At 58.2% G+C, this 20,613-nt stretch carries 25 protein-coding genes and 1 pseudogene; 6 read left to right on the top strand and 20 right to left on the bottom strand.

The annotated features are described in order from the left end of the window. Nucleotides 1-6: 6 nt before the first annotated feature. The 6 genes from DEM27_RS22195 to DEM27_RS22215 form a co-directional block, all read right to left on the bottom strand. Nucleotides 7-345, bottom strand: coding sequence for a hypothetical protein (locus tag DEM27_RS22195; RefSeq protein ID WP_109460439.1), 339 nt, complete (start codon nucleotides 343-345; stop codon nucleotides 7-9). Continuing rightward, complete coding sequence (locus tag DEM27_RS22200) at nucleotides 338-547, bottom strand: hypothetical protein (RefSeq protein ID WP_109460561.1); 210 nt, start codon at nucleotides 545-547, stop codon at nucleotides 338-340. The genes DEM27_RS22195 and DEM27_RS22200 overlap by 8 nt, the downstream gene beginning before the upstream one ends. Next, a complete protein-coding gene (locus DEM27_RS22205) occupies nucleotides 547-1,008 on the bottom strand; it encodes a hypothetical protein (protein ID WP_109460440.1) in 462 nt (153 codons plus the stop codon). The genes DEM27_RS22200 and DEM27_RS22205 overlap by 1 nt, the downstream gene beginning before the upstream one ends. A gap of 117 nt (nucleotides 1,009-1,125) precedes the next feature. After that, entirely contained in the window at nucleotides 1,126-1,356 is a 231-nt protein-coding gene (locus DEM27_RS33655; RefSeq protein ID WP_128755550.1) for a hypothetical protein, read from the bottom strand. A 61-nt stretch (nucleotides 1,357-1,417) separates the two neighbouring features. Further along, nucleotides 1,418-1,612, bottom strand: a complete 195-nt coding sequence (locus DEM27_RS22210; protein WP_109460441.1) for a hypothetical protein — start codon at nucleotides 1,610-1,612, stop codon at nucleotides 1,418-1,420. Between the two features lie 24 nt (nucleotides 1,613-1,636). Continuing rightward, nucleotides 1,637-2,011, bottom strand: a complete 375-nt coding sequence (locus DEM27_RS22215) for a response regulator (RefSeq protein WP_245446032.1) — start codon at nucleotides 2,009-2,011, stop codon at nucleotides 1,637-1,639. 188 nt (nucleotides 2,012-2,199) lie between these two features. Between DEM27_RS22215 and DEM27_RS22220 the strand changes: the two genes are divergently transcribed. Beyond that, the gene (locus tag DEM27_RS22220; protein ID WP_205908943.1) at nucleotides 2,200-2,544 is read left to right on the top strand and encodes a hypothetical protein; all 345 of its coding nucleotides are present in this window, start codon (nucleotides 2,200-2,202) and stop codon (nucleotides 2,542-2,544) included. Between the two features lie 62 nt (nucleotides 2,545-2,606). Then, on the top strand, nucleotides 2,607-3,686 hold the full coding sequence (ligD, locus tag DEM27_RS22225) for a non-homologous end-joining DNA ligase (protein ID WP_109460442.1): 1,080 nt from the start codon (nucleotides 2,607-2,609) through the stop codon (nucleotides 3,684-3,686). Here the strand turns inward: ligD and DEM27_RS22230 are convergent. After that, nucleotides 3,652-4,029, bottom strand: a complete 378-nt coding sequence (locus tag DEM27_RS22230; RefSeq protein WP_109460443.1) for a DUF4112 domain-containing protein — start codon at nucleotides 4,027-4,029, stop codon at nucleotides 3,652-3,654. The two genes, ligD and DEM27_RS22230, sit on opposite strands and share 35 nt — an antisense overlap. A gap of 278 nt (nucleotides 4,030-4,307) precedes the next feature. Here DEM27_RS22230 and DEM27_RS22235 point away from each other — a divergent pair, with 278 nt between their 5' ends. Continuing rightward, nucleotides 4,308-4,550, top strand: coding sequence for a DUF6894 family protein (locus tag DEM27_RS22235; RefSeq protein WP_109460444.1), 243 nt, complete (start codon nucleotides 4,308-4,310; stop codon nucleotides 4,548-4,550). Nucleotides 4,551-4,561: 11 nt separating this feature from the next. On the opposite strand, the gene DEM27_RS22240 is transcribed toward DEM27_RS22235, so the two are convergent. Together DEM27_RS22240 and DEM27_RS22245 are read right to left on the bottom strand one after the other, a co-directional pair. After that, complete coding sequence (locus tag DEM27_RS22240; RefSeq protein WP_109460445.1) at nucleotides 4,562-5,281, bottom strand: Crp/Fnr family transcriptional regulator; 720 nt, start codon at nucleotides 5,279-5,281, stop codon at nucleotides 4,562-4,564. Nucleotides 5,282-5,330: 49 nt separating this feature from the next. After that, nucleotides 5,331-5,531 (bottom strand): hypothetical protein, encoded by a 201-nt coding sequence (locus tag DEM27_RS22245; protein ID WP_109460446.1) that lies wholly within the window; start codon nucleotides 5,529-5,531, stop codon nucleotides 5,331-5,333. A gap of 224 nt (nucleotides 5,532-5,755) precedes the next feature. Here DEM27_RS22245 and DEM27_RS22250 point away from each other — a divergent pair, with 224 nt between their 5' ends. Further along, nucleotides 5,756-5,986, top strand: coding sequence for a hypothetical protein (locus DEM27_RS22250; RefSeq protein ID WP_109460447.1), 231 nt, complete (start codon nucleotides 5,756-5,758; stop codon nucleotides 5,984-5,986). Here DEM27_RS22250 and DEM27_RS22255 read toward each other — a convergent pair. The 6 genes and pseudogenes from DEM27_RS22255 to DEM27_RS22285 form a co-directional block, all read right to left on the bottom strand. After that, nucleotides 5,983-6,276 (bottom strand): hypothetical protein, encoded by a 294-nt coding sequence (locus DEM27_RS22255; protein ID WP_109460448.1) that lies wholly within the window; start codon nucleotides 6,274-6,276, stop codon nucleotides 5,983-5,985. The two genes, DEM27_RS22250 and DEM27_RS22255, sit on opposite strands and share 4 nt — an antisense overlap. A 19-nt stretch (nucleotides 6,277-6,295) precedes the next feature. Further along, the gene (locus tag DEM27_RS22260) at nucleotides 6,296-6,613 is read right to left on the bottom strand and encodes a hypothetical protein (protein WP_109460449.1); all 318 of its coding nucleotides are present in this window, start codon (nucleotides 6,611-6,613) and stop codon (nucleotides 6,296-6,298) included. A 1,131-nt stretch (nucleotides 6,614-7,744) separates the two neighbouring features. Beyond that, entirely contained in the window at nucleotides 7,745-8,161 is a 417-nt protein-coding gene (locus DEM27_RS22270; protein ID WP_205908944.1) for a hypothetical protein, read from the bottom strand. 250 nt (nucleotides 8,162-8,411) lie between these two features. After that, nucleotides 8,412-9,945 (bottom strand): annotated as a pseudogene (gene tnpC / locus DEM27_RS22275) (IS66 family transposase). A gap of 68 nt (nucleotides 9,946-10,013) precedes the next feature. Then, nucleotides 10,014-10,367: an IS66 family insertion sequence element accessory protein TnpB gene (gene tnpB, locus DEM27_RS22280; protein WP_133251702.1), complete on the bottom strand. Its 354-nt coding sequence runs from the start codon at nucleotides 10,365-10,367 to the stop codon at nucleotides 10,014-10,016. Between the two features lie 146 nt (nucleotides 10,368-10,513). Then, nucleotides 10,514-11,107: a recombinase family protein gene (locus DEM27_RS22285; RefSeq protein ID WP_109460563.1), complete on the bottom strand. Its 594-nt coding sequence runs from the start codon at nucleotides 11,105-11,107 to the stop codon at nucleotides 10,514-10,516. Between the two features lie 153 nt (nucleotides 11,108-11,260). Here DEM27_RS22285 and DEM27_RS22290 point away from each other — a divergent pair, with 153 nt between their 5' ends. Continuing rightward, entirely contained in the window at nucleotides 11,261-14,236 is a 2,976-nt protein-coding gene (locus DEM27_RS22290; protein WP_109460450.1) for a Tn3 family transposase, read from the top strand. Between the two features lie 186 nt (nucleotides 14,237-14,422). Here DEM27_RS22290 and DEM27_RS22295 read toward each other — a convergent pair whose 3' ends face one another. Genes DEM27_RS22295 through DEM27_RS22315 form a run of 5 tightly spaced genes read right to left on the bottom strand, consistent with a single transcriptional unit; the run spans nucleotide 14,423 to nucleotide 19,679 of the window. Continuing rightward, complete coding sequence (locus DEM27_RS22295) at nucleotides 14,423-15,079, bottom strand: SGNH/GDSL hydrolase family protein (RefSeq protein WP_109460451.1); 657 nt, start codon at nucleotides 15,077-15,079, stop codon at nucleotides 14,423-14,425. Nucleotides 15,080-15,108: 29 nt separating this feature from the next. Beyond that, nucleotides 15,109-16,059 (bottom strand): ABC transporter permease, encoded by a 951-nt coding sequence (locus tag DEM27_RS22300; RefSeq protein WP_109460452.1) that lies wholly within the window; start codon nucleotides 16,057-16,059, stop codon nucleotides 15,109-15,111. Between the two features lie 2 nt (nucleotides 16,060-16,061). After that, nucleotides 16,062-17,033: an ABC transporter permease gene (locus DEM27_RS22305; protein WP_109460453.1), complete on the bottom strand. Its 972-nt coding sequence runs from the start codon at nucleotides 17,031-17,033 to the stop codon at nucleotides 16,062-16,064. Between the two features lie 16 nt (nucleotides 17,034-17,049). Continuing rightward, the gene (locus DEM27_RS22310) at nucleotides 17,050-18,543 is read right to left on the bottom strand and encodes a sugar ABC transporter ATP-binding protein (protein ID WP_109460454.1); all 1,494 of its coding nucleotides are present in this window, start codon (nucleotides 18,541-18,543) and stop codon (nucleotides 17,050-17,052) included. Between the two features lie 59 nt (nucleotides 18,544-18,602). After that, complete coding sequence (locus DEM27_RS22315) at nucleotides 18,603-19,679, bottom strand: ABC transporter substrate-binding protein (RefSeq protein ID WP_109460455.1); 1,077 nt, start codon at nucleotides 19,677-19,679, stop codon at nucleotides 18,603-18,605. 264 nt (nucleotides 19,680-19,943) lie between these two features. On the opposite strand from DEM27_RS22315, the gene DEM27_RS22320 reads away from it, so the two are divergent. Then, nucleotides 19,944-20,594, top strand: coding sequence for an SGNH/GDSL hydrolase family protein (locus tag DEM27_RS22320; RefSeq protein ID WP_205908945.1), 651 nt, complete (start codon nucleotides 19,944-19,946; stop codon nucleotides 20,592-20,594). Nucleotides 20,595-20,613 lie beyond the last annotated feature (19 nt).

The following is a 20,613-nucleotide window of genomic DNA, read 5'->3' on the forward strand; positions in this document are numbered from 1 at the left end:
GCGCTCTCAGATTATCTCGTCTATCCAGATAGGGCGCCTTATCGTCTTGATCTCGACGAGGCGCCTGATTTTCGTCTTCCCCACATCTGGACCGTAGACCGTGTCGTACTGGGCGTCGAGATGGTCCTTGCGCCGGCATTTCTCACAGCGCATTTGGGGAGGTACCTCGTCGATTAGGACATCGCCGCAAAGCCGGAGAATGTCCTTCGCGTAGTAGAGGCGGGATATCCTGCACCATTTGCAGTGCACGCGCACATACAGATTGCTCTCATGCGCGTGCGCCAATGTGAACGCTTTGGCTCGCACGGCAGGATGCATCGCAAGCTTGCGATAGCCTTCAGGCATCGCCAGACTCGCATGGCCCATATGCCGGGCGCCAGCCGCGGACCATTCCTCGGCTCATGACGCCTTCGGCGAGCGCAAGCTGCAGCCGCAGATGCCGGACATCATCCAGCAGAGTGGCAACCGCCGCACGTGCATCCCCGTCATGCCATGCGATTGCCGCGTCCACTTCGGTGGGTTCGGGATTGATCGTCACCGGCTGCATCATGCCGCCTCCGGGTCGGCTTCACCGCCATACATCCACTCCAGCAATCCGTCGGCTTCCCATTGCTCGTAGGCAAGGTCAATCGCTTCGTCGGGTGTATCAGCCGTGACGATGGTCGGCACTGCAGGGCCATAGCAGTAGGTTACCGGCTTACCGTCTTCCAAGCTGGTGGATACCAACATCGAGACGAACGTCTTGTCCCGACCTTCGACTTCCGCCACAAACGCGGCCCCACAGGGGGCGCCGGAAACAATCTCGAACATCTGTCGTTCATAGATCGACCCGATTTTCACCTCACTCAGCATTTCAGCAATCGCCGGAGGCTGGCGCTCGAGGCTGGTTTGCGCATCGGACAACGGCGAGAAGCCGAATTCGAAAGGTATCCAATAGACACCCCGCGGGCATTCAGCTTCATAGGCCTCAATTTGACGCAGTTGTTCGTCGGTTAAATGCTCTTGCATAGCCGTTCTCCGAGCTCAATTGTCAGATTGGCGCCGCATTCGCCGGGTGGAATGTTCCTAGAATGTTCTCATCGACCTAATGAGTCAAGCAACCGGTGATGAGTCCATTGCTGGGCCTCAGTTGTGGCGCGGCCGCCCGCCCATGCTGGCTTGGATCTGCGCGAGCTTTGCCCGCACCAACTCGTTTTCAATGCCGGCAAGAACCCGGTGCTCGGCAATGGCGATGATGGCTTCTGCCGCCTGCATTTCGCTCCAACCGGCGGCGGCCGCCATGTCGACAAGACGATGAACGTGTTCTTCAACCCATTCCTGGCAGTTTAAGGCAGCATCGTCTTTGGGTGCTGGCATTGGCGATTTCCTCTGAATTCAGGTCAGATCCCTACGCCGACTTCCGGCCAAGTCGCTGCTGTTAAGGGAAGTGTCTGCCCGCTTCCTCAAGCTTGGCTTTCTCATGCACGCCTTGCGAATGCAGCTGGAGCAACAAAACATGAAGCGCCTTAGCGGCCTCTGAATTCAAACTTAGGCCTTTTCCCGCACAGATCTCTTCATAGAGCTTATCTAAATCAGCAATATGAATGATGCTGGAGGTCGTTTCATCTGCCATTCAAATTTCCTTATCGGTTGAAAGTCAGGCTGCCAAAAGCTCGTTCACCGACTTTACGAGCTGTTCCAATCTGTAGGGTTTGGGAAAGAATTTTGCTTTGCCTGGAAGCTCGAAAGCGGACGGGCTTACGAACCCTGACGTGACTACGAGCCGAACGTTCGGCCAACGCTCAGTCACAATCCTCGCTAAGCTAAGGCCGTCCATAGAGCCCGGCATTCTCACATCAGTCACGATCAAGTCGATATCGGATTGATGGTGCAGAATTTCCAGAGCTGCATCTGCGCTTTCCGCTTCGAGCACCGTATGCCCCTCGGCTTCTAAAACGTACACAGCGTCCATACGAATTAGCGCCTCATCTTCAACGACCATAACGACCGCCGGTCGCTCATCTAAACTCATATGCGCTCCCTGCCCAAAACGATAAGCTGTTAGATTTCAGCATGTAGTGCGGGAAAAGCTGTTAGCCAGTGAGGTCCTTGACTCGAAACGCCCTTCGCCAATTCAAAGTCAATATTTCAGCAGCAATCGTAACGGCCCTTTAAGCATATGCTGATGCCATCTACGCATGGAATACGGAGCAGCAGTCTTTGAGTAACGTGACTTCATTCGTGAACGAGCTTGTTCGCGCCGCCAATGAGGTTGGCACTCTAACGGATAGCGAAGCAGAAAGGCTTTTGGATCGAGCCGTGCGGTCCATTCTGGAAATGCGTGAAGAGGTTGGCATCCCGCCAAGCAATTCGAGTGCCGATGCCGTTCTCATTGTTCAAGCTGTCGCCAGGTCGGTTAACGGAGGTAATCGGTCAAACGAAAAAGTTCGCGCCGCTCTTCTCGACGCGGCCGGCATGATCCGTGACCTTCGTATTGTCATCGCTGAGAGCGTTCAATTGGTTCTCCGCGCTCCCCGAAGCGCTGACAATGACCAACAACGCTAATGCCCCTATCGACCCGCGCCAAATCTCACGGCCTATTAAGGTTTTGCTGATGCAATGCCGTCATGGCAAAGCCTCCGAAGACACCCCGCTCTAAACCGCTCCTGCGAGAAACAGACGCGCCGCTTCGTGGCCGTGCTCGTCGACCACGCGACCCGCGACAGCCTCAGCTTCCCCTCGACCCTATGCCGGAGCGGATAGAGCCGGCGCTTGCCCTTCTTGTCGATCGGCCGCCGGTCGGCCCGGAATGGGCTTTCGAAATCAAATGGGATGGCTATCGCCTGGCGGTGCACGTCGAGCTTGACGGCGTCCGCATCATCACCCGCGGTGGCCATGACTGGACGCCCCGGTTTCCGGCGATTGCTGAGGCGGCCAAGGCGTTCGGCACCACCATCATTCTGGATGGGGAAGCCGTTGTTCTGGACGAGCAAGGCCGGTCAGATTTCGGCGCCCTGCAGAAAGCGTTGGGTGGCCGGGGCGGCAAGCGCAGCGCAAGCGAAGCAATCTTCTATGCCTTCGACATTCTATATTTCGACGGGCACGACCTGACACGCATGGACCTCGAAGAACGAAGGCAGATCCTTGAGGGGCTGATCGATGCCGAGGGCACGATCCGGCTTTCTGAGGAGATTGACGGCGACGGTGTAGACCTTCTTGCCGGCGCCTGCGAGCTTGGCCTTGAGGGCATTGTCGCCAAGCGCCGCGGGGCACCGTATACCCCTGGCCGCAATGGCGACTGGCGCAAGATAAAATGCGTCCAGAGTGAAAGCTTCATGGTCGTGGGCTACGAGCCGTCGGCGACTGCCCGCGGCGGTATCGGCAGCCTCCTGCTTGCTGCACGCCGCGGTCACGATTGGGTTTATGTCGGCAACGTCGGGACCGGCTTCAAAGAGCAGGACACGCTCTATCTCCGCAAGACCCTCGACAAGCTGAAGACTAAGCGCCCGCCGGTCGTAGCAGAGGGCAAGGGCATCGTCTTCGCCCAGCCGACGCTCATAGCCGAGATTGAGTTTCGAGGTTGGACGAGCGACCAGAAGCTAAGGCATGCTTCCTACAAAGGCCTGCGGGAGGTGCAGGACAACGCGGCGGTGTTCGACCTGAATTCCGATGCTATCTTCGCGAACGGTCAAGGTCGGCGTGCGTGAGGTCAAAGTGGTCCAAAACCAGATCGACGTTTCGGCGATTGGATTTGAAATAGACATCGAAGACATCGCCGATCAATGGCACACTTCCAACAGCAGCATCAAAACCGATATTCACCAGCATTTGCAAAAGCTTTTGTTTGGGCAACCCAAGCTTTTTCGCTTCCATCACAATAAACAGGCTGACGGCTGCGCCTGCTAGATCGCCGAAGCCTGGCAGGAGGCCGACAATTGAATCTGCTCCAAAGGAAATGCGGGTGCCAGGAATTCGAAAAGCCGTATCCATCAACCGCGCCAAACCGCGCATTCGTCGAAGGCGTGTAATCTGCTCATGGCTTCTGTTCATGATGCTCCATTGGCACTGAAAGGTTGAGGCGGGCTGGACAGGTCGGGCGCTCGACTGCCTATTCGTTGGCCATGGCGTGAAACCGGAAAAACCGTCATGTTCACCATCCTTGTCGCGTCCGGTTGACACGGCCCGCGCTCAGCAAGCCAAATGTGAATTCGCCAGGAAAGTTCCCAAGTTCGCCACTCCCGCTTCCATTCTCACTTTTGTGTGCTGGCTAGAACGAACATTTCTTCGAATGCGCCGTTCTTAGTTTGGCGGCAAAAAAGGATTGTGACATGGGCAGGTTTTTCTTCGATATTTCAAATGGCGATGGAGACTCAACGGACAACGATGGTGTGGAATTCCCAAGCCAGGCAGCAGCAGAAGATGAACTTGCAAAGGTGCTCGGCGACGTCGTGCGTGAAGCCGTTGTCCGGGAGCGAACGGGGCGCGTGATTGTCAACGTGAGAGACGAAAGCGGTCACGTCCGGATGAAGGGTACGCTGGATTTCGCGATCGAAAATCTTCCACCACTGTAGCCTCGCGGTAATCAGCGAGGCTCGCGATTGAAATGCAGATAGGTTGGATCAAACTGCGCCAACTGCTCAAGCTCCTCAAGATTTGAAATCTGGATGACACCGTCTCTCCAGATGACGAAGTTATCTGCCCGCAAAGCCTGAAGGGTTTTGTTTACGTGAACCGTTGAGACGCCGAGCACGTCTGCCAGGGTCGCCTGCGTTATCGGAAAACGAAATGTCGTACCTTGTGCCAATCCGACCGCCCGGTAGCGATAAAACATCTCGCAGATCAGATGCGCCATGTGAGCTTTAACTTCACGTCGGCCCATCGCCGTGATCCATTCTCGGTGGATCGACCCGTCAATCAGCGTCAGCAGCCAAAACATTCGTGTCAAATGAGGCTGGCTTTCGGTGACTGTCTGGAGGCTACGATGGGGCGCGACCATAACCTCACAGTCGGTCAGCGCCAAAACACCATGATCCATGTGCTTCAGCAGAAAGGCGTGCAGGTCGACAAAATCGCCGCCGATATGCAGACCCGTTATCTGCCTCTTGCCGTCTTCCAGCAGCTTGTATCTCGCGGCAAGACCGTTGAGAAGCAGAGTGCTTATGCCAGGTCGGGAACCTTGCCTGACGACATCTTCCCCGGCGGAGAACCTCACTTCCTGCTTGAAGAGCGAACGAGTGATCTGCTCTTCCTCTACAGAGATAGCGTCCCGCGCCTGTAGATTGGAAATAAGCGCATCAATCATAGTGGGTTCCAATCCATTCTAATGTCGGCAGGAAAATAGGTCGACAAAGCTACGGGAACAGACGCGCAATATCAGCGAGGCGACTTCTGTCATGAACACCTTGGGAGTGAAGCTGCAGCATGAGAAATTCCAAGGATTTCCCCGCTTCAGAGTCAGTGTCAATGCCGCGGGAGGCGCAAGCCTGTTCGTAAACCATACGCAGCTCGTCGAGGCTGGCTATTTTTTGAAGGGAATTGAACGGGGCGGTCATGTGCCCCTCCATATCTTGGGGCGGGAGCACATAGTAACCACCGGCCACCGACGCCCTTTAGATGTGTCGACGATGCATAAGCATCCCACCGCCCCCTGCACGACACAAGCAAATTGATTGACAAAAGTTGGCGATTTCGAGCGGTTTATTTCCAAGAAGAATGTCATTGTTAATTGACGAGCTGCCTTTTACGGCTCATGCGCCAACGCCAGGAGGACGGCGCCATGGAAAGTTTCGCGTACACGCTCACGGTCAAAGGGAAGCAACCAGTGAAGGGCATCGGCTCGGCAAATGACTTGGAATTGCTCGTCGCCCAGATGAATTTGGCAGGCCTGACGCCGCCGGATTGGATCATCGCTAATCCGACAATCACCGGCCTGGATGGATCGAAAACTTATATCCACGATGAAGGTGGCAAGTGCGAATGGCGGCTGCGGTGGGTGCCCTTCACCTAGACGAGAGATGCGGCTTTGACGTCCTGTTCCATCAACCCCCGCCTCAGCTTGCGAACTGCCGACTGAAACCGGCTCAACTCTTCTGGCGTCGCGGGGCGGGCGCGACCGGCCTGGGTCAGAATTTTTGCTTCCTCTTCCAGCGCGGCCATTGCCTGTTTTGCTGGCAGCTTCATAAAGCCCTCTTGCTCCAAGAAGGTGCGGAGCAAATCGATGTTGGCTTCGAGTGAGCCCTTCTGTTCAAGCCGAAGGTTATTGACGGAAAGTTGGCTGATTAAAAAACCGACTGGCAAAATGGAAATCCTTGCTCATTTACAGAATTGGCCAAAATTCGATATGGCGAGAAGCAACCCTTTGGCAATTAAGTGCAGCGCGGAAATAACCTAACTCAGCTCCGGTTAACAAGACTTCGTAGAAGGCTACGGTACAGGTCTTGTTTTTGTTGATCAACCCGAACATCGCACGCTGTTGGAGAATTGTCGTTGTCTTCCCCTCTAGTTCAACGACGACCCTAACCACCAGCTTTGTTTTCTGGGGATTTCGCGAATAGGACGTCGAGCCATCTGCGTGCAGGAACATGTCGAAGTTCGAGGGAGCCGTTTGGCCCGCACGATAGAATTCAAGAAGCATCTGACACCGCCAAATCATTGCCGATGCGGAATTGTAATGGCACGTCCCGCGAGGTGGAAATCCTCCCAAAGGTTGCAAGATCAATCCGAGTGTACTCGCATTGACTGCATGGATTGAATTGACTCGCGAATTGGGTGACGCGTTTTCTAAATGTTCCACTGGAAATATTTTTGTCAGAAACTCAGTCTTGATGTACGCGATATCTGACATGGCGAACTGATTTTATCGTGCGCTCGCCACGAACGATCAAAACAACCCGGTAACATCACAACAATCTAATGTTGCGGCGTCGTAGCGTCTGTTCTTCTCCGACTACAAGCTCTGCAGCCTATTCGGAGGCACGCTTCATAAGGGCATGGATCTCTTCAAAACGCCGTCTCTCCTTCGGGTCCTTGGAGTCCGCTGAATAACATGTCCTAGCAAATACAGAATTCCTGTAATTCGTACGGGGCTTCGCCGCTTTTGAACTCGCATTCCAATTCTGTGTCGATATCCTCCGGCTTCACGCCCTTTTCTGTCGTGTAGGTCAGCCTTACGCCAGGGGGTGTGAGTTCCGGGAATTGAACCGCACGGCGTTTGCCAGAGGCTACTTCGTTAAATAAGCAGTCACGGCGCCGCTATTGAGCCAAATTGAAGAACGTAATAACGTGCTCCCGGAATCTTGTAACCCAGCCAGAGGCCATAAGAGTCATACACGCCGTATGATGACTCAACCGGAAAGCTGGCTATCTTTCATCGAGAGGGTAACTAGGACACCGCCCTCAATCCATTTGTAGTCTATGGACCCGCCGAGCTGACCCGAGATCGTCCGATGCAGCAGCTTGCTTCCATAACCTTCCGTCGACTTTGTCGACTCAGTATCATTGCCCGTCTCGCTCCAGACGATTTTAACGTCGTCTTCGATCAGCGTTCCAGAAATGTCGAGCAGTCCCTTGTCGCTAGGCCCCGTATTTCATTGAATTTGTTGCCAGCTCATGGATAATGAGTGCCAAGCCTGTTGCCGCCTTCTCCCCTAAACCCATACGCGGAACCGCAACGCCTATTCGACCGTAAGCGGAGTTGCCGTATCACGTTGACGGCTGACACCGTCGGATTACGCCACCGCCCGGCTATGGATTCTGCTGCTAGTTCTCATGAAGATAATGAAATCCAGATGTCCAACGCCGCTAGTGGCACATAGATTGCGGTGATGGCGGCGTAAAATTTCCTCTCCCGTAGTAGAAACGCAAGGGCAGGAAGAACGATCATCGGGATGTCCGTGATTGCCCAAGTTGAGGAAACAGGACTGTTGAAGCCAACCACGTTCAGGACGAACCCGCACAATAGGAACACCGTTATGCAGAGCAGAGCGAAACGACCGTCGCGCTCAAAGTAAACCCGTAGTCCCTGTGCCTCATCCTCGCTGCGACTGGGCAGCAGAAGCGCTGCGGTGAGAAACAGGGTAAGGGTCATCAAAACCAGAAAAATGAATTCGCTGAACTGAAACGTCTCTCGAAGAGTGGGGAGTTGATTGATCGCCCACCAATATTCCAATTGCATGCTGAACAAGATGCCGCTCCAGGCAAGCGGTACCCAATCGACAGGCGACGTCCTGCGGATACGGAAAATGGTTACAAGGCCGGTCAAAAGGCGTGTTACCGAGAGGCCCAAGGATCATGGATATGACCGTGGCGAGAATTGGAAAATGCATGATCGGCCTTTGGCGTCCTACTGCGTCCCACCCAGATTATAGCAAGGCCCGTTCTCGTCTAGCGTCCGTTCGCGTTTTGGAAAACTACGTTCGGTCCTAAGCGTCGGCTCAGAGTCTCATGAAATTCCAAGGCAGGAGACTCTCAATCTGTCTTTGCCGGTGCCCGCCGACAATCGCTGTCAATGTGGCGGTGAGGTAGCTCAGTGGATCGACAGCGTTGAGTTTGCATGTCTCGACAAGTGAGGCGACGGTCGCCCAATTCTAAGCCCCTACATCGTGGCCCGCGAAAAGCGCGTTTTTGCGACTAAGGGCTATCGGCCGGATTGTTCGCTCGACGGAATTGTTGTCGATCTCGATGCGACCGTCGGTCAGGAAAATGCAAAGGCCGTCCCAGTATCTGGCGATGTAGGCCAGAGCTTCGCCGAGCGGCGATTTGCCAGCGACGCGGGCGCGATTGTGCGTCAGCCAAGTCCGCATGTCCGCAATCAATGCCGCTGTTCGTTCCTTCCGCCTAGCGAGGCGAGCGTCGGCGGGAAGACCGCGCAGCTCCGCCTCTATCCGATAGAGTTCGCCAATCCGCCTTACACCCTCCTCGGCAATTGATGCCGAACCGCTGCGCGTGATCTCGACCAGCTTGCGACGAGCATGTGCCCAACAATAGGCCAGCCGGATGTCGGGACCGACACGATCCGGCGCGATCAGCCGATTATATCCCGCATATCCATCGACTTGGAGGATGCCTGTGAATCCTTGCAATATCCGCTCGGCATGTAGGCCGCCGCGACCAGGTGCATAGGTGAAGGCTACCCCTGGCGGCGCACCGCCACCCCAAGGTCGGTCATCACGAGCCAGCGCCCAGAAGTATCCGGTCTTGGTCTTGCGGGAGCCAGGATCGAGGACCGGTGCACGGGTCTCGTCCATGAATAGCTTCGTCGACCGCTTCAGGTCTGCGATGAGAGCATCGAAGACCGGGCGGAGTTCGAACGCCGCTCGACCAACCCAATCGGCGAGGGTTGAGCGGTCGAGATCGATGCCCTGACGGCTCATGATCTGAGCCTGCCGATAAAGCGGCAGGTGATCGGCATATTTGGAGACCAGCACATGCGCGATGGTCGCCTCGGTCGGCAATCCGGCGTGGATCAATCTTGCAGGTGCTGGAGCCTGGGCAACGCCATCGGTGCAGGCACGGCAGGCATATTTGGGGCGACGCGTGACGATGACGCGGAACTGCGCCGGGATGATATCGAGTCGCTCGGACACGTCCTCGCCGATGCAATGCAAGCAGCCGCCACAGGTGCAGATCAAGCTCTCCGGTTCGATGATCTCCTCAACGCGAGGAAGGTGGGCGGGAAGAGAGCCCCGATTGGTGGCGCGAGGTTTGGGTTGCTGCGGCCTGGAGGGGCTATCGGCTTCATCCTCGGCGTGGATGGCTGCAATCGCGGTTTCCAAGTCTTCCAGTGCAAGGTCGAATTGCTCAGGATCAGACTTCTCGGATTTACGGCAAAGCTGCCTGTTTGAAAGCGGCGACCAGTTTCTCCAGCCGCTCGATCCGCTCATCCTTGCGGGCTTCACGCGCCTGCGACGCAACCAGCATCGCCTTCAGGGCAGCAATATCGTCTGGAAGATCGACCGCATCCAACATACTGGAAGTTTATCAAATTGGGCGGCGTCCCGCTGTCAAAATTTACGAACCGAGTCATCGTGACGCACCTACTCGATTGCTGTCGGCGCTCTTGTCTCAACGGAGCGGACCCGCCGCCAGTCGAGCCCCGCAAATAGCGCCTCGAACTGGGCATGGCCCAAGGTCATCAGACCGTCTCGGATGTCTGGCCAAGTGAAAGTGTGCTCCTCCAGTCGTTTGTAGGCCATCACCAGACCGCTGCCATCCCAGTAGATCACTTTCAATCGGTCAGCCTTGCGTGATCGGAATACGAAGACCGTCCCCGTAAATGGGTCCTTATGCAACTCGTTCTTGACCAGAGCGGCCAAGCCGTCGTGACCCTTGCGGAAATCGATAGGCTTAGTCGCCACGATGATCCGAACCCGGTTTGAGGGAAAGATCATGACGGAACCGCGCAGGCACGCGCGACAGCGGCGATCCGGGAGGCGGATGCGCCTTCTTCCAAACGGATCGTGACAGCGCCGACGATGATCTCGGGACGGCTGGCTTTTTTAATGGGGTCAGGACAAGAGCAGTCAAAAATCCTGCGCTAAGCTCGAACGGAGCGTGAACGTTCGTCGCGCACTCGCATAATGGTCTGGCGGCTGGTCGCAAGTTTTCTGGCAATAGCCGAAACGCTCAATCCCGCCGCCAGGTCTTCGCGTACGCTCTCTTTCTGTTTTTCGCTCAGCGTCGAGGGGCGTCCCAAGATTTTCCCTTCCGACTTTGCACGCTTCAGGCCTGATTGCGTGCGCTCGATCAGCAGATCCCGTTCGAACTGCGCGACGGCATTGAGGACCTGCATGGTCATGGTGCCAGACGAACTGGTGAGGTCCGCACCGCCAAGCGCAAGGCAATAGACCTTCACGCCCATTCCCGCGAGTGCCTTGACAGTGGTGCTGACATCGATCGCATCACGGCCGAGGCGGTCGAGTTTGGTGACAATCAGAATGTCGCCGTTCTCCAGCCTATCCATGAGTTTGGAAAAGCCGCGGCGCTGCGCGATAGCGGTGCTTCCGGAAACCGTCTCGGTGACGATCCGGCGCGGCTCGATGTGGAAGCCAGCGGCTTCGATCTCTTGAATCTGGTTGTCGGTGGTCTGCCCGGTTGTTGAGACGCGGACATAGGCAAAGGTGCGTGGCATGAGGTCGATTTCGTCCGAATACGATGTCCGAAACATCCGTTCTGTTCGAAATCCTGTCAAGATAATTTGTGGACAGGGTGTTTCGCCCCTGTACGAAATCGAACCTTTGCGTACAGGGCAGGTCCGTTGGCATGCAGATGTAAGGAGTGGCAAATGGCCAAACGGAAACTGCTCAAGGCTCAAGATCGGCAGACGCTTTTCGACATTCCGGCCGACGAGGACAGTTTGATGCGATATTATTGCCTGTCGCCAACTGACCGCCTTGAAATCATGGTCCGTCGGCGTGAGCATAACCGGCTCGGCTTTGCGGTGCAGCTCTGCCTTATGCGGCATCCGGGTCGCCCGCTCCTGGCCAATGAACGGCCTCCTCAGGCGATGCTTCATTATATTGCCGAGCAGATCGGAGCCAACCCGGCGTCTTTCGATTTCTATGCCCACAGAGAGGAGACGCGCATGAACCATGTCGCTCATCTGTTGGGCTATCTGGAAATGAGAAGCGCCACCGCAGAAGACCGGCGTGCGGCACTGCTGTCTGCAATTGACGCCGCCTCGACGACCGACAAGGGCATGCCGATTGCCAATTCTGTCATAGCGGCGTTCCGGGAACGTCGTGTTCTTCTGCCCGTTCCAAACGCGATTGAGCGGATGGGATTGGCGGCTCGCGCCATTGCTCGGCGGCGCGCCGAAACGGGTCTACTCTCGGATGTTGGTCCGGAAAAGCTGAAGATACTCGATGGATTGTTGGAGGTTGACACCGCGATCGGCCACACGCGCTTTCACTGGCTGAAAGCTACCCCGGAGGCGCCCGGAGCAATGAACCTGGTCGGATTGACGGAGCGCATCGCGTTCCTGCGCGCACTCGGCATTGATCCTCGCCTGCAGGCCCGCATCCCTTCCGGCCGTTGGGATCAGATCGTACGGGAAGGAGACGCTACACCGGCCTGGCTTGCCAGCGACTTCAACGCCAATCGTCGGCGTGCAACGATCGTGGCGCAGATCATCAAGCTCGGCCAAAAGCTCACGGACGATGCAGTGACGATGTTCATCAAGCTGATGGGCCGGCTGTTCTCTCAAGCCAACAATCGGAAAAAGCAGCGTCATATGAGTTCCCGTCCGGAAACGTCGAAGGTGTTGCGGCTGTTTCTCGACACGATCGTTGCCTTGCAGGCAGCGAACGACAACGACGCCGATCCGATGACGATGCTGGAGAGGCGCGTGGGCTGGCACAGGCTGCTGCAGATCAAACCCGGTCTTGAGGCGATGGTGGAAACAAACGAGGAGCCCGCATTGGTGATGGCGCGCGAACAACACGCGACCGTGCGCAAATATGCCGGACACTTTCTCCAGACATTCACGTTCCACTCTCGACGGCGCCACGACCCAATGCTGGCCGCAGTCGCCACGTTGAGAGCATTTTATGCGGATGGGCGCCGTGTGTTGCCCGATCGCGTGCCGGTCGCGCACCTGACAAAATCGGAGCGTGAACTTATTTTCGAAAGCGGAAAACCGGATCGAGCACTCTACGAGATCGCAACCCTTGCGCTGTTGCGCGATCGGCTCCGGTCGCGAGATGTGTGGATCGACGGTAGCCACTCATTCCGGCCGATCGACGAACATCTGGTGTCGCAACCGGCCTTTATCGCCCTGAAACAGGAAGAAAAGCTTGGTCTCGGCGTTCAGAGCGACGGAGTGGCATGGCTGGCTGAGGTCAGGGAGACGATGGACTTCAATCTAAAACAGTTTGCCCGGCGAGCTCGTTATGGAAAGCTTGATGGCGTCAGGTTGGAAGCCGGCACCCTGATCGTGACTCCACATGCCAGCGACATTCCCGCGACAGCCAAGGATCTGAAAGCCGAAATCAGTGAGATGTATCCGCTGATCGAAGTCCCGGATCTGTTGCGAGAGGTGCATGAATGGACGGGGTTTGCCGATCAATTTACCCATGTCCGGACAGGGGACGCGCCGCAAAATATTGCCGCCATGCTCGCTGGCGTGCTGGCTGATGGCACCAACCTTGGGCCGAAGCGTATGGCAGGGGCGTCCAAGGGGATCAGCGCTCACCAGATCGGCTGGATGCGAAGCTTCCATGCCCGCTCGGAAACCTATCGGCTCGCGCAGGCCTGCGTGACCGATGCCCATACGCGTCATCCCCATTCACAAATCTGGGGCAATGGCACGACAGCCTCTTCCGACGGGCAGTTCTTTCGGGCCAGCGACCGGGCGGCCAGACGCGGCGACATCAATCTCCACTATGGTAACGAGCCCGGCGTGAAATTCTACAGCGGTCTCTCCGACCAGTACGGCTATTATAGCATCCTGCCGATCAGCCCGACAGAAAGCGAAGCTGTCTATGTGCTCGATGGCCTGTTTGACCATGACACAATCCTCGACATCGAGGAGCTCTTCACCGATACCGGCGGCGCCAGCGACCAGCTATTCGGGCTATTCCCCATAGTCAACCGGCGCTTCTCGCCTCGTTTGCGTAATCTGAAGGATCGGAAATTCCACACATTTGAAAAGGCGGACAGCTATCCGGTGCTGGCCAAGCATATCGGCGCGCCGATCAATACCGATCTCATCCTGGAGCATTGGGACAATCTCTTGCGTCTGGGCGTGTCGATCGCCACGCGCACTGTCGCGCCATCGACGATCCTCAAGTGGTGCTCCACGTCCTCGAAATCCAGTGATCTTGCCAAAGCGCTACGCGAAGTCGGCCGCATCGAGCGAACGCTGTTCATGATCGAATGGTATTCGAGCCCGGCATTGCGCCGGCGCTGCCAAGCTGGCCTGAACAAAGGCGAGGCAGCGCATAAGCTCAAACGCGCTGTCTTCTTCCACGAACGCGGCGAAATCCGCGACAGATCGTTTGACAGCCAGGCCTTTCGAGCCTCCGGCCTCAACCTCGTCGTCAGCGCCATCGTTCACTGGAACACCGTCTATCTTAGCCGCGCTGTCGCCCATTTGCGCCAGCAGGGCCGAAACATCCCTGACGACATCCTCAAACACGTATCGCCGCTGAGCTGGGAGCATATAAATCTCACCGGCATCTATTCCTGGGACGCAGAACAGCAGATGCCGGAGGGCTTCAGACCGCTGCGAACTCCGGGAAAATTCCTTATGGCGGCGTGACGTTCATGCTACGTTCGAGCTTAGCGCAGGATTTTTGACTGCTCTTGTCCTGACCCCAAGTTCAGTTACGAGTGTCCGGCGGGGTTTTCAGTGAAGCGAGACATTGGCGCGGAGAGCGGACCTGGGATTTGCACCTAAATGGGACAAGGAGCCACTCCGGCAAGGGAGGCGCCGGAGTGGCTTCGCTCAGAACAGCGCCACGACCTTGTCGGCGATGGCGTTTCCGAGCTTGATGTTGGTTTCGGCGGAAAAATGGATGCCATCGACGCCGTCGGTGGCTACGTGGTCGCCCGCAGCCAGGAACTCGACCTTGGTGAAATCGGCGAGCGCCTTGTAGAGGCCGGCGAGTTGTTTCGACTTCTCGTAACCGCCGCCAAACATTCCCTCGAACCACGGATCGGGCATCGGCGCGAGCGGCGGCGGGGCGACGACCAGCACCCGCGGCGCCGGATAGGGCGTGCCGACGCCGCCGGCCGAGGTCAGCACCTGGCCGACCAGCTTGCCCATGCCGTTGGCGATCTCATAAGGCGTGCGGTGGAAATAGGATTTCGTATCGTTGGTGCCGAGCATGATGATGACGAGATCGAGCGGCAGATGGCTGGCGAGCGCGGTGGGCAGATAGGCGCTGCCATTCAGCCGGGCGTCGTTCGGATCGTCGAGACTGGTGGTGCGGGCGCTCAGGCCCTCCTCAATGATGTGGTAACCGTCGCCAAGTTTTGCGGCCATGGCGCCGGTCCAGCGCTGCTCATAGGGATAGCGCAGGGTGGGTGCGGATTCCTTCACGGGAATCCATCCCCATGTCAGGGAATCTCCGAAGCACAGGATTGAGCGCTTTTCCGCCATTGACGTCCTCCTTGAATGGCTGTTGACTTTCATTTGCCGGCGCGAAGGCCGTATAAGATGGCCGCGAACAGGATGATCAGGCCCTGTGCGACGAGTTTGCCTGCATCGCCCACGCCGAACATCGTCATCACGACGAAGAGAAAGGCGAAGCAGAGCACGCCGAAGAAGGGTCCCCAGACGCCACCCTCGCCCCGCCCGAAGACGACCCCGCCAAGAATGGTGGCCGCGACCGACAGGATCGGCAGGTCGAGGCCGACGCGCACGCTGCCGACGGCGATGGATGCTGTCTGTACAAGTGCTGCAACCGCAGCCATCAGGCCGGCGAGCGTGTGGGCGAGAATGACCGTGCGCTCCACCGGCACGCCGGAAAAATGCGCGGCCGGCATACTTTCCCCGACGGCGGCGACGAAGCGGCCGAAGACGGTCTGCGACAGGAGCAGCGCCATCAGCGCCGTCAGGACGATCCAGAAGAGCACGGGGCTCGGCACGCCGATGAGGCGGGTATTGAAGAGATCTGCAAAAATCTTCGGCACGTCGCCCGGCGGCTTGCCGCTCGAAAGATATTGCACGAAGCCGACCAGCACGATCGACAGCGCCAGCGTAACGATGACGGCGGAGACACGGCGCTTGGCCACCATCACGCCGTTGAAGAAGCCGATGGAAAGGCCGGTCACTAGCGCCAGCGCGACGTAGAAACCAAGCGAAGCGCCGGGGAAGATGCCGGAGGAGATGCAATAATTGATGAGAAGGATGACGCCTCCGCCGGAGAGGTCGATCGATTTCACCCGCATCACCAACAGCTGGCCGAGCACCAGAATGCCGAGCGGCACGACCTGGCGTACGAAGACGCCGAGCACATTGGCATTCATCATCTGCGGGCGCGCCACGAACAGGATCACCAGCAGCAGGGCGAGCAGGTAATAGGAGGGCGGAATCTTGGAGACGCGTCGGAAGACGGACGAATTGACGAGGGCCGACATGATCAGAGTCCGATCTTCTTGCGCGACTGGAGTGCAACGACGGCCATGAGCAGGATGCCCTTGACTGCCGTCTGCACGAAGGGCGTGATGTTGAGCAGGTTCATGCCGTTGGACAGCAGCGCCAGAACCGCGACCCCGATAACCGTGCCGTGCAGGCTGCCGACGCCGCCGGACAGCTGCGTGCCGCCGATGGCGACCGCCGTGATGGCATCCAGTTCCATCAGCAGGCCGACATTCGGATCGCCGGAGACGATGCGCCCGGCAAGAAACACGCCGGCAAGAGCCGCGAAGAGCGAGCAGATGACATAAGCAAGCAGGATGTTGCGGTTGGCGGGAATGCCGAAATTGCGCGCCGCATCGGTCGAGCCGGAGGCGACACCGCCGCCGATGGCGAAGAGATGCAGGCCATAACGCGAGCCGTAGAGCAATTTCCAGGCGACGAGGATCATGACGATGCCCCAGAAGACCGGCAGTGGAATGCCGAAAAGCGTGCCCTCCACCATCCAGCGCACGCCGTCCGGCACCGTGCCACCGGAAACCGGGCGCAACACACGGGTGATGCCGAGCACGACATATTGCATGGACAGCGTCGCGACGATGGGATGCACGTTGAGCCGTGTGACGCAGTAGCCGTTGCACGCGCCGATCACGCCGGCAAGCAGGAAGACGGCTGGGATGGTGACAAAGCCTGGCAGATCGAGCGCGAGGATCGCCGTGGTAAAGCTGACGACCGAACCGATCGAGAGATCAAGCCCGCCGACAAGCACGACGAACATCTGGCCGACGGCCGTGATCAGCAGCGGCATACCCTGCGCGACGAGATTGGCGAGATTGCTCCATTGGCCAAACTGGCTAGTGGTGGTGGCCAGCCACAATGCCATGGCGAGTGCGATGACCAGTGGCAGCAGCCACAAGCCCTGCCTGCTGCCGCGACCGGTCAGCAATTTTGCAAGGGTGAAAGAAGAAGGCATCATCAGTTTGTCCAGTCCATCAGGCGCTGAGGGCCGCGTCGAGAATGCCGTGCTCGGTCGCATCCGCGGCCCGCATCTCCGAAACGATGGTATTGCCGTGGATCACATAGAGACGGTCGCACAGACCGATCAGTTCGACCGTCTCGCGTGACAGCACCAGCACAGCACCGCCCGCCTTCGCAAAGTTACGCAGGATCCGGTAGATTTCTGCTTTGGCACCGACGTCGACGCCGCGCGTCGGCTCCTCGATGAGGAGCACGTCGGCATCGGTCGCGAGATAGCGCCCAAGCAGCACCTTCTGTTGATTGCCACCCGACAGTGCGCCAACCGCGGCCGAAGGTCCGGATGCCTTGACGTTCAGCCGTTGCATCGTCTCGGTGATGACGGTGCCGTAGCGTTTTGCCGCCTTCAATGCCGGGCGGCCGGCATGCAGCGCAGTGACGATGTTTTGCCCGACGGAATGACCGAGGAACAAGCCCTCGTCCTTGCGATCCTCCGGCACGAAAGCGCCGCCGAGCGCCTGCCAGCGCCTGACACCGCTTTCCTTCGGCACGGGAAGCCGGATGGTTTGCCCATGGCGGGACAACTGGCCTTCGACCGGTGAAAACTGCCCGACCAGGGCTCGCAACGCCTTCTGCTGCCCTTGCCCTTCGAGCCCTGCAAAACCGACGATCTCGCCTTTCTTCACCGTGAAAGAGAACGGCTGCGAATCCGGCTGCAGCTTGAGGCCGGTTACGGAAAGCGCCGCCGTCCCGTCGCCGTCGCCACGCTCGGGAAAGAGGTCTTCCAGCTCTCGCCCGACCATCATCGCGATCAGCGAGGCCGGCGTCATCACCGAAAGCGGCCAGGTGCCGACCAGCTGGCCGTCTTTCAGCACCGTCACCACGTCGCAGATGGCGAAGATCTCGTCCATGCGGTGGGAGATGTAGACGATCGCCTTGCCGGCATCGCGCAGCGCCCGGATATGCCGGTTGAGAACGTCGACGTCGGCGGCATTGAGCGCCGCCGTCGGCTCGTCGAGAATGAAAATGTCGGCATCGGCATCGATGCCGTGGGCGATCTCGACGAATTGCCGTTCGGCAATGGAGAGCTCCGAAACCAGCGTGTCGGGATCGAGCGTGAGGCCCAGACGGGCGAGCGCACCCTTTGTCTCTTCCCACATCTTCCGCCGGTCGATGCCGCCGAAGCGGCCCTTCGGTTCACGGCCAAGAAACATGTTTTCAGCGATCGTCATGTTGGACAGCAGCGATAGCTCCTGGAAAACCGTCGAGATACCGGCTTCAAGGGCCGCGCGCGGATTGGCGAAGCTGACCGCGCTGCCGGCGCGGCGGATCTCGCCGCTGTCAGGCTGATGCACACCGGCCAGGATCTTCATCAAGGTGGATTTGCCTGCACCATTTTCGCCCATGAGGGCGTGAATGGTGCCCGGCGCCAGCGCCAAAGAAACATCGCGAAGTGCGACGCTGCCGCCAAACGCCTTTGATATTCCGGCCATTTCAATGAGATGCGACATGGTTTCCCCCGTATCGATGCCGGGAGACAGGCCTCCGCCCGCCTCCCGGCCCGGTCCGCCTACTGCTTGGCGTAGAACTGCTTGAGCTGTTCCTCGGAGAGTTCCGACGGCCACCAGACGTTGGCCGACAGGTCGTCGCGGTAGTATTTCTTGACCTTTTCGAGGTCCCAACCTGGCGGATTGTAGTCGTAGTGCTTGTGTAGCGCCTTGCCTTCCAGAAGGGCGACGGCAGCGCGGATGCCGGCGGCACCCTGGGCAGGGCTGTATTCCGACGATACCGACTTGAAGCCGTCGGCGATCCACTGGCCGAAGAAGCCGTTGTTGCCTTCGCCGGAGATCGGCGGGATGGGCGTGCCGAACTGCTTGAAGACGTCAACGCAGGCACGCGTCATGTCCGCGCCCGACGACCAGATGCCATCGACATTCGGATCGTTGAGATAAAGCGTCTCGCAGACCTTCTTGGCCTTGTCATATTGCCAGTCACCGTGTTCTTCGGCGGCGATCTTGAGCTCCGTCCCTTCCAGCGACTGCTTGAGGCCGTTGTAGCGGTTGGTGTCCTCCGGATGGCCGGCGAGGCCGCGCAGCACCCAGATATTGCCCTTTCCGCCCAGTTCCTTGACGAGGAAGTCGCCCATCACCTTGCCGAAATGTTCGGCGCCGCCCTGGATTTCCGTCGTATAGGCATCGGATTCGATGCGGCCGGTATGCAGCACGACCGGGATGCCCGCCGCAATGGCCTTCTCGATGCTGGCATTGGCGGAGGTCGAGGTGACCGGCTGGACGATAATCGCATCCACCTTCTGGGCAATCAGGTCCTCGATGTCGGCGACCTGCTTCTTCTGGTCGAAACCGGCATCGAGCAGGACGAACTTGGCGATGCGCTTGTCGCGGTCGGCCGCGGCCTGCGCCTCGTGCGCCACCTGCACGGTCCAGGTGTTGGCATTGACGCCGAAGCTGCTCATGCCGATGACCCAGGGGGCATCCTTCTTGTACTTGCCCTCTTCCACCGTGGGATTGTTCTCGGCACGGGTCGTGACGCCATCGAGCAGCGGCACCTCCTGCGCAAAACTGTTCGTCGCGAAGACCACGCCGGCCAAAAGAACCGACAGGCTGATTTTCCTGATGATGCTGCTCATACTTCTCCTCCAAAAGCAGGCGTCCCATTGGGGAAATTGCCGGCCGGAAGGCATGTGTCAACGACAGCCCGCAACCGATGTCACGCGCTTTGACGGAGCCTCGAAACGACCTGAAACTTTCCTCCGAGCGACACAAAACCACTGGCGCTTTCGCCTGTCAATAGTTATTCAGAATGAATGAATAATATGCCAATCTTGCAAATCGCCCTCGCAGATGCGAAGTCTCAATCCGAAAAGCGGGCCTCCGGCCCGATGGAGGAGACAGTGACGCGCACCGTTCTATGCTTCGGGGATTCCAATACCCATGGCCAGATTCCGGGCGGCAGCCCGCTTGAGCGTTATAATCGCGGGCAGCGTTGGGGCGGCGTGCTGGAGGAACTGCTCGGCTCCGGCTGGCAGGTCATCGAGGAGGGTTTGAGCGGCCGTACCACCGTTCATGACGACCCGATCGAGGGCGCGCTGAAAAACGGCCGCACCTATCTGCGTCCCTGCCTGCAAAGCCACACGCCGCTCGACCTGATCATTATCATGCTCGGCACCAATGACCTGAAGCGACGGTTCAACATGCCGCCGTCGGAGGTTGCCATGGGCATCGGCTGCCTCGTCCACGATATTCGCGAACTGTCGCCCGGCCCAGCCGGCCACGACCCGGAGATCATGATCGTCGCGCCACCACCGATGCTGGACGACCTGCGCGAATGGGAATCGATCTTTTCCGGCGCGCAGGAGAAATCCCGCAAGCTCGCGCTGGAATTTGAGATCATGGCGGATTCGCTGGAGGCGCATTTCTTCGATGCCGGCACGGTCTGCCAGTGCTCGCCAGCCGATGGCTTCCACATCGACGAGGACGCACACCGCCAGCTTGGCGAGGCATTGGCACAGGAAGTTCTGGCGATCGGATGGACCAATGCGTAAGCCTTGCCGCCTGATTGCC

This window comes from Rhizobium album (assembly GCF_003122325.1).
GTDB classification, from domain to species: domain Bacteria; phylum Pseudomonadota; class Alphaproteobacteria; order Rhizobiales; family Rhizobiaceae; genus Metarhizobium; species Metarhizobium album.

Excerpts from the sequence above, each read along its gene's own strand:
- DEM27_RS22315 (WP_109460455.1), bottom strand. The coding sequence starts at position 19,679 with ATGAGCAGCATCATCAGGAAAATCAGCCTGTCGGTTCTTTTGGCCGGC.
- ligD (WP_109460442.1), top strand. The coding sequence starts at position 2,607 with ATGGCAAAGCCTCCGAAGACACCCCGCTCTAAACCGCTCCTGCGAGAA.
- DEM27_RS33655 (WP_128755550.1), bottom strand. The coding sequence starts at position 1,356 with ATGCCAGCACCCAAAGACGATGCTGCCTTAAACTGCCAGGAATGGGTT.
- DEM27_RS22195 (WP_109460439.1), bottom strand. The coding sequence starts at position 345 with ATGCCTGAAGGCTATCGCAAGCTTGCGATGCATCCTGCCGTGCGAGCC.
- DEM27_RS22210 (WP_109460441.1), bottom strand. The coding sequence starts at position 1,612 with ATGGCAGATGAAACGACCTCCAGCATCATTCATATTGCTGATTTAGAT.
- DEM27_RS22240 (WP_109460445.1), bottom strand. The coding sequence starts at position 5,281 with ATGATTGATGCGCTTATTTCCAATCTACAGGCGCGGGACGCTATCTCT.
- DEM27_RS22300 (WP_109460452.1), bottom strand. The coding sequence starts at position 16,059 with ATGTCGGCCCTCGTCAATTCGTCCGTCTTCCGACGCGTCTCCAAGATT.
- DEM27_RS22250 (WP_109460447.1), top strand. The coding sequence starts at position 5,756 with ATGGAAAGTTTCGCGTACACGCTCACGGTCAAAGGGAAGCAACCAGTG.
- DEM27_RS22260 (WP_109460449.1), bottom strand. The coding sequence starts at position 6,613 with ATGCTTCTTGAATTCTATCGTGCGGGCCAAACGGCTCCCTCGAACTTC.
- DEM27_RS22305 (WP_109460453.1), bottom strand. The coding sequence starts at position 17,033 with ATGATGCCTTCTTCTTTCACCCTTGCAAAATTGCTGACCGGTCGCGGC.
- tnpB (WP_133251702.1), bottom strand. The coding sequence starts at position 10,367 with ATGATCTTTCCCTCAAACCGGGTTCGGATCATCGTGGCGACTAAGCCT.
- DEM27_RS22200 (WP_109460561.1), bottom strand. The coding sequence starts at position 547 with ATGCAGCCGGTGACGATCAATCCCGAACCCACCGAAGTGGACGCGGCA.
- DEM27_RS22295 (WP_109460451.1), bottom strand. The coding sequence starts at position 15,079 with ATGGCGGAAAAGCGCTCAATCCTGTGCTTCGGAGATTCCCTGACATGG.
- DEM27_RS22215 (WP_245446032.1), bottom strand. The coding sequence starts at position 2,011 with ATGAGTTTAGATGAGCGACCGGCGGTCGTTATGGTCGTTGAAGATGAG.
- DEM27_RS22230 (WP_109460443.1), bottom strand. The coding sequence starts at position 4,029 with ATGAACAGAAGCCATGAGCAGATTACACGCCTTCGACGAATGCGCGGT.
- DEM27_RS22290 (WP_109460450.1), top strand. The coding sequence starts at position 11,261 with ATGGCCAAACGGAAACTGCTCAAGGCTCAAGATCGGCAGACGCTTTTC.
- DEM27_RS22310 (WP_109460454.1), bottom strand. The coding sequence starts at position 18,543 with ATGTCGCATCTCATTGAAATGGCCGGAATATCAAAGGCGTTTGGCGGC.
- DEM27_RS22235 (WP_109460444.1), top strand. The coding sequence starts at position 4,308 with ATGGGCAGGTTTTTCTTCGATATTTCAAATGGCGATGGAGACTCAACG.
- DEM27_RS22205 (WP_109460440.1), bottom strand. The coding sequence starts at position 1,008 with ATGCAAGAGCATTTAACCGACGAACAACTGCGTCAAATTGAGGCCTAT.
- DEM27_RS22285 (WP_109460563.1), bottom strand. The coding sequence starts at position 11,107 with ATGCCACGCACCTTTGCCTATGTCCGCGTCTCAACAACCGGGCAGACC.
- DEM27_RS22245 (WP_109460446.1), bottom strand. The coding sequence starts at position 5,531 with ATGACCGCCCCGTTCAATTCCCTTCAAAAAATAGCCAGCCTCGACGAG.